Source organism: Faecalibacterium butyricigenerans (genome assembly GCF_020687345.1).
Lineage (GTDB): Bacteria > Bacillota > Clostridia > Oscillospirales > Ruminococcaceae > Faecalibacterium > Faecalibacterium butyricigenerans.
This window is the reverse complement of record NZ_JAJEQL010000028.1, coordinates 12,915-28,186: the sequence shown is the minus strand read 5'-3', so window position 1 is coordinate 28,186 and position 15,272 is coordinate 12,915. Positions and strand designations below refer to the sequence as shown.

Genomic DNA, 15,272 nt, shown 5'->3' with positions numbered 1-15,272 from the left:
AGTCCAGAGGTAGGGAGGGGGGAGTCGAAACACCCCTCCCTGCCTCTGGCCCGCGCGGAGCGCAAGCCACTTGACCGAAAGAAAAAACTTAATCCGCGCTACCAGCGCGAGAACCATTTCTGGTTCTCTTTTGGCACGCAAAAGAGAACATTAGCCTTAATGAAAAAGCGCTTTGCCCCGCGCACAGGCGCGTGAAGCCGTTCATAAGGAAACCAAGCCTTACCGCAACAGCGCTTTGCCCCGCGCTACCAGCGCGAGAAGGATTTCTGGTTCTCTTTTGTGGGCTAAAAGAGAACCCCAGCACCCGAAAAAACACACTTCTTTGCGGAAGAAACAAGAAGCTTTTCAATTTCTACTTGAAAAATAGGATATGATTGGGGTATATTATAGCTGAGCGCTGCAAGGCGCATCGTGAAAGACAGAAAGGGATACTACCATGTTTGATATTTTCAATATGCTCAAGAAGGACGAGAACCACCCTGTGAAGCAGGTGACTCGTGAGACCATCATCGGCGACATTCTGGATATGGACCAGAGCACCGCTCCCTACTTTATGGAGATCGGGATGCACTGCCTCGGCTGCCCCGCCTCCCGCGGCGAGAGCATCGAGGAGGCCTGCGAGGTCCACGGTGTGGACTGCGACGAGCTGCTGGAGAAGCTGAACGCTCATCTGGCCTCCAAGAAGTCCTGAGTGCTGCCGACACTGGATGCGCGTCTGAGCGCTGCCGCTGAGCTGGTGCGCCCCGGTCAGCCTGTGGCCGACATCGGCTGCGACCACGGCAAGCTGACGGCGGTGCTGGCCGCTTCGGGGAAGTACCCCAAGGTCATCGGGGCCGATTTGCGCCCCGGCCCGCTGGCGAAGGCCGCACAGACGCTGGAATATGCCGGATGCAAAGACCGCGCTGAGCTGAGGCTCGGCGACGGTCTTTCTGTGTTGTCCCCGGGCGAGGCAGGCACCATCGTGCTGGCGGGCGTCTCGGCCCAGACGACATGGGAGATCATCGAGAAAGCTCCGTGGGTGTCTGCGCCGGGCGGGCCGCGCCTCGTGATGGTGCCGGCCACCCGCCATAGCGACCTCCGCCGCTGGCTGTGGGAGCACGGCTTTGCCCTCATAGCTGACCGGCCGGTGCAGGCGGCGGGCCGCTGGTACGCCGTCATGGCGGCGGAGTACACCGGCGAGGTGAGGACGCCCACCTTCCAAGAGTGCCTGTTCGGCCTCACCGGCCAGTGGCCGGAGGGTGAGGGCTACGCCGCATGGCAGAAAGCAAAGCTGCCCCGCCTCCGCCTCGGCGTGCCGGACGGCAGCGAGATGGCGAGGGAGATGGACGCATTGATCGCGTCTCTGCCCTCTCAGGCCGCTTCTTTGAAGGAAAAGGAAACGTATCGGTAAGGCAGGTAAAGCTATGACAACGATCGATTCGATTTATCAGGAGATGCAGCACATCGCGCCGCTGGCGCTGGCGGAGAGCTGGGACAACCCCGGCCTGCTGGTGGATTGCGGCGGCGGAGCGTCCCGGATTCTGGTGACGCTGGACATCACCCCCGAGGTGGTGGAGGAAGCGGCCCGGAAGGGCTGTCAGCTCATCGTGTCCCACCACCCGGTCATCTTCTCCCCCCTCAAGAAGCTGGGCGGGCAGGACGTGGCCTTTCAGCTGGTGAAAAACGGCATCTCGGCCATCTGTATGCACACGAATCTGGATGCCGCCGAGGGCGGCGTCAATGAGGTGCTGGCCGGGTTCTTCGGGATGCGGGAGATGGAGGCCTTCGCCGAGGGCTGCGGCCGGGTGGGCAGCATCGACCCCATCACGGTGCCTGAGTTGGCGAAAAAGGCGCAGCAGGAGCTTGCCTCCCGCTGCAACCAGCCCCTCGACGGCCCTGCGGTGCAGGTGAAATTCGCCGACACCGGCAAGACCGTGCAGCGGCTGGCCGTCATCAGCGGCGCGGGCGGCAGCCTCTTTGAGGACGCGCTGGCACAGGGGGCGGACTGCCTGCTGACCGGCGAGGCCAATCACCACCACGCCATCGACGCCAAGCGGCTGGGGCTTTCCCTCATCGCGGCGGGCCACTACGCCACCGAATTTCCGGTGACGGCGGCGGTGGCCGAAAAGCTGCGCGGGGCATTCCCGGCGCTGGAAGTCCTCGTGAGCGAGGACGCCCGCGACCCTTATACTTATTTATAATAAAACGAGGTAATACAAATGGCATTGGATGCCGCGACACTGGCGCTGACGGCGGCGGAACTGAAGACCACGCTGGCCGACGCCAAGATCGCAAAACTGTTTGAGCCGACCCGCGATGAGCTGGTCATCACCCTGCGCACCCGCACCGATACCTACAGCCTGCTGCTGTCGGCCCGGAGCGGCTCGGCAAGAGTCTGCCTGACCGAGGAGAGCTTCGAGAACCCCGAAACGCCGCCCTCCTTCTGTATGCTGATGCGGAAGCATCTCACCGGCGGACGTCTGTTGGACGTCCGGATGGAGCCGGGCGACCGCATCGTCTACTTCGAGTTCCAGTGCACCAACGAGATGGGCGACCTTGTGCGGAACATCCTCTGCGCGGAGCTGATGGGCCGCTACTCCAATCTGGTGCTGGTGCAGAACGGAAAGATCATCGACGCCCTTAAGCGGGTGGATTTTGAGGACAGCGATGTCCGTCAGCTCCTGCCCGGTCTGCCCTATACCGCGCCCCCCAAGCCTGCCCGGCCCGATTTTCTGGCGGTCAGTGCGGCGTCCATCGTGGCGGCGGCCTGTGAGCGGGACCTGCCGGTGGCGGACGCCCTGAACAAGACGGTGGCAGGCGTCGGCCCGGTGGTCTGCCGGGAAGCTGCATGGCGTGCCTTCGACGGGGAGCATCTGCTGGCCAACGAGCTGACCGAGGCCCAGAAGCACCAGCTGATGGCAGCCATCGACGAGCTGAAGGAGATCTACGACGAGGGCGGCTGTCCGTGCAGCGTCACCGCCCCGGACGGAAAGCCGGTGGAGTACACCTTCTTCCGTCCCCGGCAGTACGGCGACAAGTATCTCATCAAGGAATGGCCCTCCTTCAACACTATGCTCGAGGGCTACTACGCCGAGAAGGATCGCGCCGAGCGCCTGCGCACCAAGAGCAAGGAGCTGCACAAGGCCGTCCATAATATGTATGAGCGCGCCGTCCGCAAGCAGGCCGCGCGGCAGGAAGAGCTTGCCGCCAGCGGCAAGAGCGAGAAGCTCCGCCTCTACGGCGAGCTGCTGTCGGCCAACCTTTACCTCGCGGAAAAGGGGATGAAGAGCATTACCGTGCCCAACTGGTACGATGAGGGCCGGGAAGTTACCATCCCGCTGGACCTTCGCTTCAGCCCCAGCCAGAACGCCCAGAACTTCTTCAAGAACTACAAGAAGAAGCAGACGGCTGCCCGGATGCTGGTGGACCTGCTGGCCGAGGGCGAGAAGGAGATCGCCTATCTGGAAACGGTGCTCTACGAGGTGGAGACGGCCTCCGGCGAGGCAGCGCTGAATGAGATTCGCGCCGAGCTGAAGAGTCAGGGCTACCTGAAATATTACAAGCAGCGCGACAAGCGCCAGAAGCCCGCCGACTTCCTCCGGTTCACCTCCAGCGACGGTTTCGAGATCCTTGTAGGCCGCAACAACGCCCAGAACGACAGGCTCACCCTCCACACCGCCCGGGGCAAGGATCTCTGGTTCCACGTCCAGAAGGCCCCCGGCAGCCATGTCGTGGTCATGAGCCGGGGCGAGGACATCCCCGACGCCACCAAGCAGGAGGCCGCAGAGCTGGCCGTGGTCTATTCCAGCGCCTTCAAGGCCGGTGCCGCCGCCAAGGTGGCCGTGGACACCACCGAAGTGAAGAACATCTGGAAAGCCAACGGCGCAAAGCCCGGCATGGTGCTCTACGAGGTCTACACCACCGTGTACGTCACCCCGCGGGAAAAGCTGCTGGATGAGCTGAAGGTCAACGCGAAAAAGTAGATCCGATTTGAGACTCTGGCCGCTGTGCATCTGCATGGCGGCTTTTTTGCAAGAGGCAGTGGATAAAAAACGGAAGGACGATGGTATAAGAGGGCCGGTGAGCGGGCATCCTAAGAGTCAGCGGGGTTTTCCACAGAAAAAACTGCCATGGCATTGTGCATTCTGCACAGAAAATCGGCCGGAAGGGAAAACAGAGGAAATAAAAAAATAAAATCTGCGTTTTTTCGAAAAAACACTTGCCAAATGCACGAAGATGTGATAGAATATCTCTCGGCTGCAAAGGGCTTGTGCGATACAAGTCGTGCAGGCCAGCGATATGCGTAGATGCGGGAGGTTGTCATCCGGCGATAGCTGAGATGGGTTATTTCCGCGGAGTATGTCCGATCTTAGAACCGGGCGAAAGAATTACTGACAGCGATGGAATACGTTCCCTCGGCAGGGCGACCTGCGAAACGGGAGGAACCAATGTTCGGATTTGATTTGCTAATATATCTCCGGGAGAACTGCCAAGCGGTTCACCGGTTTTTCTAGTGCCAAATCGAGGAACACCCGGAACTGTGTAGAGCAATTTATCGGCTCGCCTAGGGCAAAACAATTTTTCAGGAGGCGTAAGCAATGGCAGTCAAAGAGAAAATCAGAATCCGTCTGCAGAGCTATGATGCTCAGCTGATCGATGCCGCAGCAGAGAAGATCGTGGAGACCGCAAAGCACACTGGTGCCCGCGTGTCCGGCCCCATCCCCCTGCCCACCGATCGTGAGATCGTCACCGTTCTGCGCGCTACCCACAAGTACAAGGATAGCCGCGAGCAGTTCGAGAGCCGCACTCATAAGCGTCTGATCGACATTCTGAAGCCGTCCAACAAGACGGTCGAGGCTCTGATGAGCCTCCAGCTCCCCGCTGGCGTGGACATCGAGATCAAGCTGTAAAAGACACTCGATCAAATTCGATGCCCTCGTTTCCCGAGGGGTCATGTTGGCAGTGACGTGCGCTGCCAACCAATAACCTTTACAGGAGGAAAAGAAAATGGTTAAAGGCATTATCGGCAAGAAAGTCGGTATGACCCAGCTGTTCGATGAGAACGGCAAGGTCATTCCCGTGACCGTCATCGAGGCTGGTCCCTGCACCGTCGTGCAGAAGAAGACCGTCGAGAGCGATGGTTATCAGGCTGTCCAGCTGGGCTTCGGCGAGGTTTCCGCCAAGAAGGTCAACAAGGCAGCTGCAGGCCACTTCAAGAAGGCAAATGTTGCCCCCAAGAAGACCCTGCGCGAGTTCCGTCTGGAGGATGTCTCCGCAATGAACGTCGGCGATGTGCTGAAGGCTGATGTCTTCGCAGCTGGCGACAAGGTTGACGTCGTGGGCGTCTCCAAGGGCAAGGGCTACCAGGGCGTTATCAAGCGCTACGGCCAGCACCGTCTGCGTGAGAGCCACGGCACCGGCCCGGTGGCACGCCACGCCGGTTCCAACGGCTCCACTTCTACCCCGTCTCGCGTGTTCCCCGGCAAGCGCCTGCCCGGCCACATGGGCTTTGTGCGCGTCACCGTGCAGAACCTGACCGTTGTCAAGGTTGACACCGAGAACAATCTGATCGCTGTCAAGGGTGCGGTTCCCGGCTCCAAGGGCACCATCGTCACTCTGGCCAACAGCGTGAAGGCGTAAGGAGGAAAGCTACAATGGCAAAGTTTAACGTAGTCGATATGAACGGTCAGCATGTTAGCGAGATCGAGCTTTCCGACGCCGTGTTCGGTATCACCCCGAACGAGAAGGCAGTCCACATTGCTGTGGTGAACTTCCTGGCCAACCAGCGTCAGGGCACCCAGAACACCAAGATCCGCATGGAAGTCTCCGGCGGCGGCAAGAAGCCCTGGCGTCAGAAGGGCACCGGCCACGCTCGTCAGGGTTCCATCCGTGCACCGCAGTGGACTCACGGCGGCGTCGCTCTGGGCCCCAAGCCCCGCAGCTACAACTACCACATCAACAACAAGGTCAAGCGTCTGGCTCTGCTGAGCGTCCTGTCCGACAAGGCTGCCAATGGCAACATGGTCGTTGTTGATAAGTTCGCCTGCGACGAGTACAAGACCAAGGCTGTCGTCTCCATGCTGAACGCCGTCGGCGCTGGCAAGAAGAACCTGCTGGTCAATGAGACTGTCGATGCAAAGTTCGTCAAGAGCGCTGGCAACATCGCTGGCGTCAAGACCACCTTCGCTGGCAGCGTGAACACCTACGATGTGCTGAACGCCGACAAGCTGATCATCAGCGTCGACGCAGCGAAGAAGCTCGAGGAGGTGCTTGGCTAATGAAAACCGCACATGATATTATCCTGAAGCCGGTCATTACCGAGAACTCCATGGCCGGTATCGCCGACAAGAAGTACACCTTCAAGGTCGCTACCGATGCTACCAAGGTCGAGATCGCTCAGGCTGTCGAGGTCCTGTTCCCCGGCGTCAAGGTCTCCAAGGTCAACACCATCTCTGTCCGCGGCCGTTTCCGCCGTCAGGGTATGCATGCTGGTTACACCGCCGCCTCCAAGAAGGCAATCGTGACCCTGACCAAGGACTCCAAGGAGATCGAGTTCTTCAACAGCATGGTCTGATCGAACCCACCGAGGGTTCCTCTATGGGGATATGACCCCGATAATAATTCATAAGATAAACAAAGGAGAATAGCACAATGGCTATCAAAAAGTATGGCCCCACTACTCCGGGCCGCCGCGGCATGACCGTCACGGATTACAGCGTCCTGTCCAAGGTCGCTCCCGAGCGCAGCCTGCTGGAGCCTATGAAGAAGCACAGCGGCCGCAATAACACCGGTCGTATCACCGTCCGCCATCAGGGCGGCGGCAACCGCACCAAGTATCGTGTCATCGACTTCAAGCGTCAGAAGACCGATATGCCCGCTACCGTCAAGACTCTGGAGTACGATCCGAACCGCAGCGCATTCATCGCTCTGGTCGAGTACACTGACGGTGTCAAGAGCTACATCATCGCTCCCGACGGTCTGAAGGTCGGCGATGTTGTCGTCAGCGGCAAGGGCGCCGACATCAAGCCCGGCAACTGCCTGCCCTTCGAGAACATCCCCGTCGGTACCATCATCCACAACATCGAGCTGTACCCCGGCCGCGGCGCTCAGCTGGTCCGTTCCGCTGGCAACATGGCTCAGCTGATGGCTAAGGAGAACGGCTACGCTCTGGTTCGTCTGCCCTCTGGTGAGATGCGCAACGTGCCCGTCAACTGCACTGCAGTCGTCGGTCAGGTCTCCAACATCGACCACGAGAACGTCAACCTCGGCAAGGCTGGCCGTAAGCGCCACATGGGCGTCCGTCCCGGCAGCCGTGGTACCGTCATGAACCCCTGCGACCACCCCCACGGCGGTGGCGAGGGCCGTGCACCTGTTGGCCACTCCGGTCCTATGACTCCCTGGGGCAAGCCTGCTCTGGGTCTCAAGACTCGCAAGCATCATAAGCGCTCCGATAAGCTCATCGTGAAGCGTGCAGGTAAGTAAGAGAGGAGTTTAAGACAATGGGTAGAAGCATTAAAAAAGGACCTTTCGTCCAGGCTGCTCTTCTGAAGCACGTTGAAGCAATGAACGCTTCCGGCAAGAAGCAGGTCATCAAGACCTGGAGCCGCGCCTCCACGATCTTCCCCGAATTCGTTGGTCACACCTTTGCCGTCCACGACGGCCGCAAGCATGTGCCTGTGTACGTGACCGAGGACATGGTTGGCCACAAGCTGGGTGAGTTCGTTCCCACCCGTACCTTTAAGGGCCACACCGGTAATTCGAAGTAAGAGAAGGAGGAACACAACATGGAAGCTCGGGCAATTCTTCGTTATGCCCGCATTAGTCCTCGTAAGGTGTCCATCGTTATGGATCTGATCCGTAACAAGCCCCTGGACGAAGCGCTGGCAATCCTGCAGTACACCCCGAAGGCCGCTTGTGAGCCCCTTCTGAAGCTGGTGAAGTCTGCAGCCGCAAATGCGGAAAACAACTTCAATATGGACAAGAACAACCTCTACGTCGCCGAGTGCTATGTCTGCCCCGGCCCGACGCTGAAGCGCATGATGCCTCGTGCACAGGGCCGCGGCTACCGCATCCTGAAGCGCACCAGCCACATGACCGTTGTTCTGAAAGAGAAAGAGTAAGGAGGGAAAACAATGGGCCAGAAAGTAAATCCGCACGGCATTCGTGTCGGCGTTATTAAAGACTGGGACAGCCGCTGGTTTGCCTCCAAGAAGGATTTCAGCGATAACCTCGTCGAGGATCACAAGATCCGCACTGAGCTGAAGGCTCAGCTGAAGGACGCTGGCGTCCCCAAGATCGAGATCGAGCGCACTGTGGATCCTTCCACTTCCGCTCCCCGCGTTACCGTCAACATCTACTGCGCAAAGCCCGGTATGGTGATCGGTAAGGGCGGCGAAGAGCGCGTTGCTCTGCAGAACAAGCTGACCAAGGAGTATGGCAAGACCGTCATCGTCAACGTCATCGAGGTCAAGAGCGCTGCTACCAACGCTCAGCTGGTTGCCGAGGACATCGCTCGTCAGCTGGAGAACCGCGTTACCTTCCGCCGCGCTATGAAGCAGTGCATGCGTAACGCTATGAGCCCCCGCGATCGTGCAACTGTCCCTGCAAAGGGCATCAAGGCAATGTGCTCCGGCCGTCTGGGCGGTGCCGACATCGCCCGCACTGAGAGCTACCACGAGGGCACCATCCCCCTGCAGACCCTGCGTGCCGACATCGACTACGGCTTCGCTGAGGCTGCTACCACCTACGGCCGCATCGGCGTCAAGGTCTGGGTCTACAAGGGCGAGGTCCTCAAGAGCGCTAAGACCGCTCAGAAGAAGGAAGGAGGCAACAAGTAATGTTACTGCCTAAGCGTGTTAAGTACCGCCGCGTCCAGCGCGGCCGCATGACCGGCAAGGCTACCCGCGGCAACGTGGTGTGCCAGGGCCAGTACGGCCTTGTTGCTCTGGAGCCGGCATGGATCTCCTCCACTCAGATCGAGGCTGCTCGTGTCGCCATGACTCGTTACATCAAGCGTGGCGGCAAGGTCTGGATCAAGATCTTCCCCGATAAGCCCGTTACTGAGAAGCCCGCTGAGACCCGCATGGGTTCCGGTAAAGGCTCTCCCGAGTACTGGGTCGCTGTTGTCAAGCCCGGCCGCGTGCTGTTCGAGCTGGCAGATGTCGATGAGGCAACTGCTCGTGAGGCTCTGCGTCTGGCAATGCACAAGCTGCCCATCAAGTGCAAATTTGTTGTCCGTGAGGACTCCGTGAAGGAGGATGGCACCAATGAAGGCTAATGAACTCCGCGAAATGCAGACCGCAGAGCTGACCAGCAAGCTGGCAGACCTGAAGGCCGAGCTGTTTAACCTGCGCTTCCAGCATGCCATCAACCAGCTGGAGAACCCCGGCCGCATCGAAGCAGTCAAGAAGGACATCGCTCGCGTGATGACCATTCTGGCTGAGAAGCAGTAAGGAGGTTAAACGATGGAAGAACGTAATCTGAGAAAGACCCGCGTCGGCGTCGTCGTGTCCGACAAGATGGATAAGACCATCGTGGTTGCCGTTAAGGATAGCGTGCAGCACCCCCTGTACAAGAAGATCCTGAAGCGTACCGCCAAGTTCAAGGCTCGTGACGAGCAGAACGAGTGCGGCATCGGTGACCGTGTTGAGATCATGGAGTGCCGCCCCCTGTCCAAGGATGTGCGCTGGCGCCTGGTCCGTATCGTTGAGAAGGCAAAGTAATCATCTTTGCCCGCTGCTTTGAACAGTTTGAAAGGAGATATCTGAAATGGTTCAGATGCAAACTTATCTCAAAGTTGCCGACAACACCGGTGCCAAGGAGCTGATGTGCTTCCGCGTGCTGGGCGGCACCCGCAAGAGATACGCAAACATTGGTGACGTCGTGGTCTGCTCTGTCAAGAAGGCAGCCCCCGGCGGCTCCGTTAAGAAGGGCGACGTCGTCAAGGCTGTCATCGTGCGCAGCAAGCATGGCGTCCGCCGCGACGACGGCTCCTACATCCGTTTCGATGAGAACGCCGCCGTTATCGTCATGGCCGACAAGAGCCCCAAGGGTACTCGTATCTTTGGACCCGTCGCTCGCGAGCTGCGCGATGCCGGCTACACCAAGATCCTGAGCCTGGCTCCGGAATCGCTGTAAGGAGGTTTTAAAAATGAATAATCTTCATGTTAAAACCGGCGACAACGTAATGATCATCAGCGGCAAGGACAAGGGCCACACTGGTAAGGTCCTGCAGGTCAGCCCCTCTGAGAACAAGGTCATCGTTGAGGGCCAGAACATGGTTACCAAGCACGTCAAGCCCCGTCGTCAGGGCGAGCAGGGCGGCATCGTCAAGGCTGAGGGTGCAATGTACGCATCCAAGGTCATGCCCATCTGCCCCAAGTGCGGCAAGGCTGTGCGCGTGGGCCACGTCGAGAAGGACGGTAAGATGGTCCGCGTCTGCAAGAAGTGCGGCGCTGAGCTGTAAGAAAGGAGTAAGGAACAATGGCTCGTTTGAAAGAACAGTATGTCAATGAAATTGCTCCTGCTCTGAACAAGAAGTTCGGTTACAAGAGCGTTATGCAGATCCCCAAGCTGGACAAGGTCGTCATCAATGTTGCCTGCGGCGAAGCTAAGGACAACGAGAAGATCCTTGAGGCTGTCATGAAGGATCTGGGCCAGATCACTGGCCAGAAGGCAGTCGTCTGCCGTGCCAAGAAGAGCGTCGCTAACTTCAAGCTGCGTCAGGGCACCCCCATCGGCTGCAAGGTCACCCTGCGTGGTGAGCGTATGTACGAGTTCGTCGATCGTTTCTTCAACATCGCACTGCCCCGTGTCCGCGACTTCCGCGGCATCAACGGCAACGGTTTTGACGGTCGCGGCAACTTTGCATGCGGCATCAAGGAGCAGATCATCTTCCCCGAGATCGACTTCGAGAAGGTCGATGCAGTCCGCGGCATGGATGTCTGCTTCGTTACCACCGCTAAGACCGACGAAGAGGGCAAGGAGCTGCTGAAGGCTCTGGGCGCTCCGTTCGCTGAGAATAACTAAGGAGGAGATTACAATGGCTAAACTGTCTATGAAGCTCAAGCAGTCTCGTCCTGCTAAGTTCTCTACCCGTGCATACACCCGCTGCCGCATCTGCGGCCGCCCCCACTCCGTGCTGCGCAAGTACGGCGTGTGCCGTGTGTGCTTCCGTGAGCTGGCCTACAAGGGCGAGATCCCGGGCGTGAAGAAGGCTTCTTGGTAATTCATCCAAGGGCTGGATAACAAGTCGGATTCCGCCCCGGGGCAACGATGTTTCGGGGCGGTATCATTATAAAACAAATGAGAGCTAATCTAAGGAGGTTAGTGGCAAATGCAGATTACTGATCCTATCGCGGACCTGCTGACTCGCATCCGCAACGCTAGCACTGCCAAACACCCTTCTGTGGAGATCCCCGCTTCCAACATGAAGAAGGCTATCTGCCAGATTCTGGTTGACGAGGGCTACATCAAGGGCATGCAGGTGAAGAACGACACTGTTCAGGGCACCATCGTTGTCACCCTGAAGTATCAGGCAAACGGCGAGCCTGTTATCGCCGGCCTGCGCCGTGTGTCCAAGCCCGGCCTGCGCATCTACACCAACTGCGAGGATATGCCGAAGGTCATGAAGGGCCTGGGCACCGCAATCATTTCCACCTCTAAGGGCATCATGACCGATAAGGCTGCTCGTGCTGCGCACGTTGGCGGCGAGGTCCTGGCCTTTGTGTGGTAAGAAAGGGGTAAAAGACAATGTCGAGAATTGGAAGAAAACCCATCGTCATTCCTGCCGGCGTTACGGTCACTGTCGATGAGGCAGCACACACCGTCGCCGTCAAGGGCCCCAAGGGCAGCCTGAATTCCAACTATCATCCCCTCATGACCGTCAAGGTCGAGGGCAATGAGGTTTTGGTTACCCGCCCCAATGACGAACCCGAGGCCCGCAGCCTGCACGGCCTGACCCGCAGCAACATCGCCAACATGGTGAACGGTGTTGTCCACGGCTACGAGAAGAAGCTGGAGATCGTGGGCGTCGGCCTGCGCTGCCAGAAGCAGGGCTCCAACCTTGTGATGAACCTGGGCTTCTCTCATCAGGTGAATATCCCCGATACTGAGGATTGCACCATCGTGTGGCAGGACCCCAACCACTTCACTGTTACCGGTATCGATAAGCAGAAGGTCGGCCAGTATGCTGCCGAGATCCGCGCCAAGAAGCCGCCCGAGCCTTACAAGGGCAAGGGCATCCGCTACGAGGGCGAGGTTGTCAAGCACAAAGAAGGCAAGGCCGGCAAGGGCAAGAAATAAGGTAAGGAGTGAAAGACAATGGTTAAGCAGATCGACAAGAACGAAGCTCGTCTTCGTCGTCATCGCCGCGTTCGTAACAAGATCAGCGGCACCGCAGCACGTCCTCGCCTGGATGTTTTCCGCTCCGCCAAGCACATCTACGCTCAGATCATCGACGATGAGCAGGGCGTTACTCTGGTGTCGGCGTCCACTATGGACAAGGACTTCAACGGTTTCGGCGGCAACGTCGAGGCCGCTGCTGAGATCGGCAAGAAGGTCGCAGCAAAGGCTCTGGAAAAGGGCATCACCGAGGTCGTTTTCGACCGTGGCGGTTACGTTTATCATGGCCGTGTTAAGGCCCTGGCTGATGGCGCCCGTGAGGGCGGCCTGAAGCTGTAATGAGAGGAGGAAACACATTATGGCTATGAGAAACCGTGAAGACGACGGCATGATCACCAAGGTTGTCTCCATCAACCGCGTTTCCAAGACTGTCAAGGGCGGCCGCATCATGAAGTTTGCCGCTCTGGTCGTTGTGGGCGACGGCAAGGGCACCATCGGTTACGGCATCGGCAAGTCCGGCGAAGTGCCTGAGGCAATCCGCAAGGGCGAGGCTGCTGCCAAGAAGAACATGCGCAAGGTTGCCCTGAAGGGCACCACCATCCCCCATGAGATCGTCGGTAAGTACGGCGCAGGTGCAGTCCTGCTGAAGCCGGCTGCCGCTGGTACCGGCATGATCGCTGGCGGCCCTGTGCGTGCCGTCATCGAGGCTGCCGGCATCAAGGACATTCGTGCGAAGTCTATGCGTTCCAACAACCCCATCAATGTTGTGTCTGCTACCTTCGCAGGTCTGTGCGGCCTGGTCAGCGCAGAGTCTGTTGCTGAGAAGCGCGGCAAGACCGTGAAAGAAATTCTGGGTTAAGGAGGTAACAAACCATGGCAGATAAGATGCTCAAGATCGAGCTGAAGAAGAGCCTGATCGGCCGCGGCGCGAAGCAGATCGCTACCGCTGAGGCTCTGGGCCTGAAGAAGCCGGGCGACGTTACCGTTCAGCCTGACAATGCCGCTACGCAGGGCAAGATCGCTAAGATCGGCTTCCTGCTCAGCGTCACCGAAGCCTAATCAGGGGGGATACGCATAATGAAACTTCATGAACTGCACGCGATTCCCGGCGCAAACAAGGCTGTGACCCGCAAGGGCCGCGGCATTGGCTCCGGCAATGGCAAGACTGCCGGTTTTGGCAGCAAGGGCCAGAAGGCCCGTTCCGGCGTGAAGCACGCTGGTTTCGAGGGCGGCCAGATGCCTCTGGCACGCCGTCTGCCGAAGGTCGGCTTTAACAACATCTTTGCCACCCAGTACGCCATCGTCAACGTGGCCGATCTGGAGGCAGCTTTCGAGGCCGGCGAAGTCGTCGACACCGAGGCTCTGAAGGCAAAGGGTCTGGTCAAGAAGACCCTGGACGGCGTTAAGGTCCTGGGCAACGGCGAGCTGACCAAGGCTCTGACCGTCAAGGCCGCAGCCTATTCCGCTTCTGCCAAAGAGAAAATCGAGAAGGCAGGCGGAAAGGCTGAGGTGATGTAAGGTGTTCCAGACATTCCGTAACGCATGGAAGATCCCCGAGCTTAAAAATCGTCTCCTGTTCACGCTGGCGATCCTCGTGGTGTACCGTTTGGGCTGTGCTATCCCGGTGCCCTTCGTGACCGGCTCTGCGCTGACGCAGATGTTCTCGAACGGCAATATGCTCGCATATCTTGATATGATGAGCGGCGGCGCATTGTCCCGGTGCACGCTCTTCGCGTTAGGTGTGACACCCTATATCAACGCATCCATCATCGTGCAGCTGCTCACGGTGGCCATCCCCTCGCTGGAAAACATTGCGAAGGAACCGGACGGCCAGCAGAAGCTGCAGCAGATCACCCGGTACGCCGGCGGCATCATCGCTCTGATCATGAGCCTCGGCTACTACTTTGTGGTCCGTAACATGGGCGCACTGAAGTACACTTCCGGCGCGGCTGGTATCTTTACCGCCGTGGTCATCATCGCCACCTTCACCGCAGGTGCTCAGCTGATCACCTGGTGCGGCGAGCAGATCGATGACAAGGGCATTGGCAACGGCCTGTCCCTTCTGATCTTCTCTTCGATCGTTTCCAACTGGTCCTCTCTCTACACCACGGTGGCGGGTCTCCTGACCCGTGCTGCCGCAGGCGAGAGCCAGTTCTACATCTTCCTGCCCCTGCTGCTCGTTCTGGCACTGGTCGTGATCGTGTTCATCGTCATTATGACGAACGCTGAGCGCCGCATCACCATCCAGTACGCCAAGCGCGTGGTGGGCCGCAAGCAGATGGGCGGGCAGAACAGCTACCTGCCGCTGAAGCTGAACATGAGCGGCGTCATGCCCATCATCTTCGCTTCCGCTCTGGTCTCGATCCCGGGCACGATCGGCAGCTTCCTGCAGGTCGACCAGGCTGCGCATCCGTTCTGGTACGCATTCTTCCGTACCTTCAACTATACGTCGCCGCTTTACGTCGTCATCTACCTGCTGCTGATCCTGGCCTTCAACTACTTCTATGTGGCCATCCAGTACAACCCCGTTGAAATCGCCAACAATTTGCGCCGCAACAACGGCTCGATCCCCGGCTTCCGTCCCGGCAAGCCGACCAGCGATTTCATCACCCGCACGCTGAACAAGATCACCCTCATCGGCGCGATCTTCCTCGCTGTGGTGGCTGTACTGCCGATCGTTCTGGGCAACCTGACCGGTATGAGCATCCAGCTGGGCGGTACCAGCCTGCTGATCGTGGTCGGTGTGGCACTCGATACCACCCGCAGCCTCGACAGCTTCATGACGATGCGCAGCCACAAGGGCTTCCTCGGCTGATCTGTAAAGAATAAGCACTGATGTAAGAAAGCACTGGAAAGGAGAGCATGCTCGGACTTTTCAGTGCTTTTTTGCTTTGGTGAGCCGTTAGCGGCTCCAAACCGCGGCGGACTCGAAGAAAAAACCATCCTTTAAA

General features: G+C 58.7%; 27 protein-coding genes. All 27 read left to right on the top strand.

Annotation, left to right across the window (positions count from 1 at the left end; all coding sequences use genetic code 11):
* On the top strand, positions 1–195 hold a 195-nt coding region (locus LKD23_RS10115; protein ID WP_227621523.1), incomplete at its 5' end, for a hypothetical protein.
* A 241-nt stretch (positions 196–436) separates the two neighbouring features.
* Positions 437–691 (top strand): DUF1858 domain-containing protein, encoded by a 255-nt coding sequence (locus LKD23_RS10110; RefSeq protein ID WP_227621522.1) that lies wholly within the window; start codon positions 437–439, stop codon positions 689–691.
* Positions 692–1,390, top strand: a complete 699-nt coding sequence (locus LKD23_RS10105) for a class I SAM-dependent methyltransferase (RefSeq protein ID WP_227621521.1) — start codon at positions 692–694, stop codon at positions 1,388–1,390.
* Between the two features lie 13 nt (positions 1,391–1,403).
* Positions 1,404–2,180 carry a Nif3-like dinuclear metal center hexameric protein gene (locus LKD23_RS10100; protein ID WP_227621520.1) on the top strand — a complete coding sequence of 259 codons (777 nt, stop codon included), beginning with the start codon at positions 1,404–1,406 and terminating at the stop codon, positions 2,178–2,180.
* 18 nt (positions 2,181–2,198) lie between these two features.
* Complete coding sequence (locus LKD23_RS10095; protein WP_227621519.1) at positions 2,199–3,962, top strand: Rqc2 family fibronectin-binding protein; 1,764 nt, start codon at positions 2,199–2,201, stop codon at positions 3,960–3,962.
* 615 nt (positions 3,963–4,577) lie between these two features.
* Entirely contained in the window at positions 4,578–4,889 is a 312-nt protein-coding gene (gene rpsJ / locus LKD23_RS10090) for a 30S ribosomal protein S10 (protein ID WP_005934923.1), read from the top strand.
* A 97-nt stretch (positions 4,890–4,986) separates the two neighbouring features.
* Entirely contained in the window at positions 4,987–5,619 is a 633-nt protein-coding gene (gene rplC / locus LKD23_RS10085) for a 50S ribosomal protein L3 (protein WP_055190682.1), read from the top strand.
* 14 nt (positions 5,620–5,633) lie between these two features.
* Positions 5,634–6,257, top strand: coding sequence for a 50S ribosomal protein L4 (rplD, locus tag LKD23_RS10080; protein WP_227621518.1), 624 nt, complete (start codon positions 5,634–5,636; stop codon positions 6,255–6,257).
* Positions 6,257–6,553 (top strand): 50S ribosomal protein L23, encoded by a 297-nt coding sequence (gene rplW / locus LKD23_RS10075; RefSeq protein ID WP_015564637.1) that lies wholly within the window; start codon positions 6,257–6,259, stop codon positions 6,551–6,553. Before rplD ends, rplW begins: the two co-directional genes overlap by 1 nt.
* A 77-nt stretch (positions 6,554–6,630) precedes the next feature.
* A complete protein-coding gene (rplB, locus tag LKD23_RS10070) occupies positions 6,631–7,461 on the top strand; it encodes a 50S ribosomal protein L2 (RefSeq protein WP_227621517.1) in 831 nt (276 codons plus the stop codon).
* A 17-nt stretch (positions 7,462–7,478) separates the two neighbouring features.
* Complete coding sequence (rpsS, locus tag LKD23_RS10065; protein WP_005934915.1) at positions 7,479–7,745, top strand: 30S ribosomal protein S19; 267 nt, start codon at positions 7,479–7,481, stop codon at positions 7,743–7,745.
* Between the two features lie 18 nt (positions 7,746–7,763).
* Positions 7,764–8,099 (top strand): 50S ribosomal protein L22, encoded by a 336-nt coding sequence (gene rplV / locus LKD23_RS10060; RefSeq protein WP_005921882.1) that lies wholly within the window; start codon positions 7,764–7,766, stop codon positions 8,097–8,099.
* Positions 8,100–8,111: 12 nt separating this feature from the next.
* Positions 8,112–8,816, top strand: coding sequence for a 30S ribosomal protein S3 (gene rpsC / locus LKD23_RS10055; RefSeq protein WP_005938023.1), 705 nt, complete (start codon positions 8,112–8,114; stop codon positions 8,814–8,816).
* Positions 8,816–9,256, top strand: coding sequence for a 50S ribosomal protein L16 (gene rplP / locus LKD23_RS10050; protein WP_005938020.1), 441 nt, complete (start codon positions 8,816–8,818; stop codon positions 9,254–9,256). Before rpsC ends, rplP begins: the two co-directional genes overlap by 1 nt.
* Positions 9,246–9,431, top strand: coding sequence for a 50S ribosomal protein L29 (rpmC, locus tag LKD23_RS10045; protein ID WP_158402011.1), 186 nt, complete (start codon positions 9,246–9,248; stop codon positions 9,429–9,431). Before rplP ends, rpmC begins: the two co-directional genes overlap by 11 nt.
* A gap of 12 nt (positions 9,432–9,443) precedes the next feature.
* On the top strand, positions 9,444–9,701 hold the full coding sequence (rpsQ, locus tag LKD23_RS10040; RefSeq protein WP_005938017.1) for a 30S ribosomal protein S17: 258 nt from the start codon (positions 9,444–9,446) through the stop codon (positions 9,699–9,701).
* Positions 9,702–9,747: 46 nt separating this feature from the next.
* A complete protein-coding gene (gene rplN, locus LKD23_RS10035) occupies positions 9,748–10,116 on the top strand; it encodes a 50S ribosomal protein L14 (RefSeq protein ID WP_005938014.1) in 369 nt (122 codons plus the stop codon).
* 13 nt (positions 10,117–10,129) lie between these two features.
* On the top strand, positions 10,130–10,444 hold the full coding sequence (rplX, locus tag LKD23_RS10030; protein WP_005934911.1) for a 50S ribosomal protein L24: 315 nt from the start codon (positions 10,130–10,132) through the stop codon (positions 10,442–10,444).
* Positions 10,445–10,461: 17 nt separating this feature from the next.
* A complete protein-coding gene (rplE, locus tag LKD23_RS10025) occupies positions 10,462–11,007 on the top strand; it encodes a 50S ribosomal protein L5 (protein WP_015564641.1) in 546 nt (181 codons plus the stop codon).
* Positions 11,008–11,020: 13 nt separating this feature from the next.
* The gene (locus LKD23_RS10020) at positions 11,021–11,206 is read left to right on the top strand and encodes a type Z 30S ribosomal protein S14 (protein ID WP_005921866.1); all 186 of its coding nucleotides are present in this window, start codon (positions 11,021–11,023) and stop codon (positions 11,204–11,206) included.
* Positions 11,207–11,314: 108 nt separating this feature from the next.
* Positions 11,315–11,713: a 30S ribosomal protein S8 gene (rpsH, locus tag LKD23_RS10015; RefSeq protein WP_005934908.1), complete on the top strand. Its 399-nt coding sequence runs from the start codon at positions 11,315–11,317 to the stop codon at positions 11,711–11,713.
* Between the two features lie 17 nt (positions 11,714–11,730).
* Positions 11,731–12,282: a 50S ribosomal protein L6 gene (rplF, locus tag LKD23_RS10010; protein ID WP_227621516.1), complete on the top strand. Its 552-nt coding sequence runs from the start codon at positions 11,731–11,733 to the stop codon at positions 12,280–12,282.
* 18 nt (positions 12,283–12,300) lie between these two features.
* A complete protein-coding gene (gene rplR, locus LKD23_RS10005) occupies positions 12,301–12,660 on the top strand; it encodes a 50S ribosomal protein L18 (protein WP_005934906.1) in 360 nt (119 codons plus the stop codon).
* 19 nt (positions 12,661–12,679) lie between these two features.
* Positions 12,680–13,180: a 30S ribosomal protein S5 gene (gene rpsE, locus LKD23_RS10000; RefSeq protein WP_227621515.1), complete on the top strand. Its 501-nt coding sequence runs from the start codon at positions 12,680–12,682 to the stop codon at positions 13,178–13,180.
* A 14-nt stretch (positions 13,181–13,194) separates the two neighbouring features.
* Positions 13,195–13,380, top strand: coding sequence for a 50S ribosomal protein L30 (gene rpmD / locus LKD23_RS09995; RefSeq protein WP_005921851.1), 186 nt, complete (start codon positions 13,195–13,197; stop codon positions 13,378–13,380).
* Between the two features lie 18 nt (positions 13,381–13,398).
* The gene (gene rplO, locus LKD23_RS09990; protein WP_015564645.1) at positions 13,399–13,839 is read left to right on the top strand and encodes a 50S ribosomal protein L15; all 441 of its coding nucleotides are present in this window, start codon (positions 13,399–13,401) and stop codon (positions 13,837–13,839) included.
* 1 nt (position 13,840) lies between these two features.
* The gene (gene secY / locus LKD23_RS09985; protein ID WP_227621514.1) at positions 13,841–15,136 is read left to right on the top strand and encodes a preprotein translocase subunit SecY; all 1,296 of its coding nucleotides are present in this window, start codon (positions 13,841–13,843) and stop codon (positions 15,134–15,136) included.
* Positions 15,137–15,272: the final 136 nt, after the last annotated feature.

Excerpts from the sequence above, each read along its gene's own strand:
- rpmC (WP_158402011.1), top strand. The coding sequence starts at position 9,246 with ATGAAGGCTAATGAACTCCGCGAAATGCAGACCGCAGAGCTGACCAGC.
- rplF (WP_227621516.1), top strand. The coding sequence starts at position 11,731 with ATGTCGAGAATTGGAAGAAAACCCATCGTCATTCCTGCCGGCGTTACG.
- rplR (WP_005934906.1), top strand. The coding sequence starts at position 12,301 with ATGGTTAAGCAGATCGACAAGAACGAAGCTCGTCTTCGTCGTCATCGC.
- rplN (WP_005938014.1), top strand. The coding sequence starts at position 9,748 with ATGGTTCAGATGCAAACTTATCTCAAAGTTGCCGACAACACCGGTGCC.
- rplE (WP_015564641.1), top strand. The coding sequence starts at position 10,462 with ATGGCTCGTTTGAAAGAACAGTATGTCAATGAAATTGCTCCTGCTCTG.
- rplP (WP_005938020.1), top strand. The coding sequence starts at position 8,816 with ATGTTACTGCCTAAGCGTGTTAAGTACCGCCGCGTCCAGCGCGGCCGC.
- rpmD (WP_005921851.1), top strand. The coding sequence starts at position 13,195 with ATGGCAGATAAGATGCTCAAGATCGAGCTGAAGAAGAGCCTGATCGGC.
- rpsS (WP_005934915.1), top strand. The coding sequence starts at position 7,479 with ATGGGTAGAAGCATTAAAAAAGGACCTTTCGTCCAGGCTGCTCTTCTG.
- LKD23_RS10110 (WP_227621522.1), top strand. The coding sequence starts at position 437 with ATGTTTGATATTTTCAATATGCTCAAGAAGGACGAGAACCACCCTGTG.
- rpsJ (WP_005934923.1), top strand. The coding sequence starts at position 4,578 with ATGGCAGTCAAAGAGAAAATCAGAATCCGTCTGCAGAGCTATGATGCT.
- rpsE (WP_227621515.1), top strand. The coding sequence starts at position 12,680 with ATGGCTATGAGAAACCGTGAAGACGACGGCATGATCACCAAGGTTGTC.
- rpsH (WP_005934908.1), top strand. The coding sequence starts at position 11,315 with ATGCAGATTACTGATCCTATCGCGGACCTGCTGACTCGCATCCGCAAC.
- rpsC (WP_005938023.1), top strand. The coding sequence starts at position 8,112 with ATGGGCCAGAAAGTAAATCCGCACGGCATTCGTGTCGGCGTTATTAAA.
- LKD23_RS10100 (WP_227621520.1), top strand. The coding sequence starts at position 1,404 with ATGACAACGATCGATTCGATTTATCAGGAGATGCAGCACATCGCGCCG.
- rplW (WP_015564637.1), top strand. The coding sequence starts at position 6,257 with ATGAAAACCGCACATGATATTATCCTGAAGCCGGTCATTACCGAGAAC.
- rplV (WP_005921882.1), top strand. The coding sequence starts at position 7,764 with ATGGAAGCTCGGGCAATTCTTCGTTATGCCCGCATTAGTCCTCGTAAG.
- LKD23_RS10095 (WP_227621519.1), top strand. The coding sequence starts at position 2,199 with ATGGCATTGGATGCCGCGACACTGGCGCTGACGGCGGCGGAACTGAAG.
- LKD23_RS10020 (WP_005921866.1), top strand. The coding sequence starts at position 11,021 with ATGGCTAAACTGTCTATGAAGCTCAAGCAGTCTCGTCCTGCTAAGTTC.
- rplX (WP_005934911.1), top strand. The coding sequence starts at position 10,130 with ATGAATAATCTTCATGTTAAAACCGGCGACAACGTAATGATCATCAGC.
- rpsQ (WP_005938017.1), top strand. The coding sequence starts at position 9,444 with ATGGAAGAACGTAATCTGAGAAAGACCCGCGTCGGCGTCGTCGTGTCC.
- rplD (WP_227621518.1), top strand. The coding sequence starts at position 5,634 with ATGGCAAAGTTTAACGTAGTCGATATGAACGGTCAGCATGTTAGCGAG.
- rplB (WP_227621517.1), top strand. The coding sequence starts at position 6,631 with ATGGCTATCAAAAAGTATGGCCCCACTACTCCGGGCCGCCGCGGCATG.
- rplO (WP_015564645.1), top strand. The coding sequence starts at position 13,399 with ATGAAACTTCATGAACTGCACGCGATTCCCGGCGCAAACAAGGCTGTG.
- rplC (WP_055190682.1), top strand. The coding sequence starts at position 4,987 with ATGGTTAAAGGCATTATCGGCAAGAAAGTCGGTATGACCCAGCTGTTC.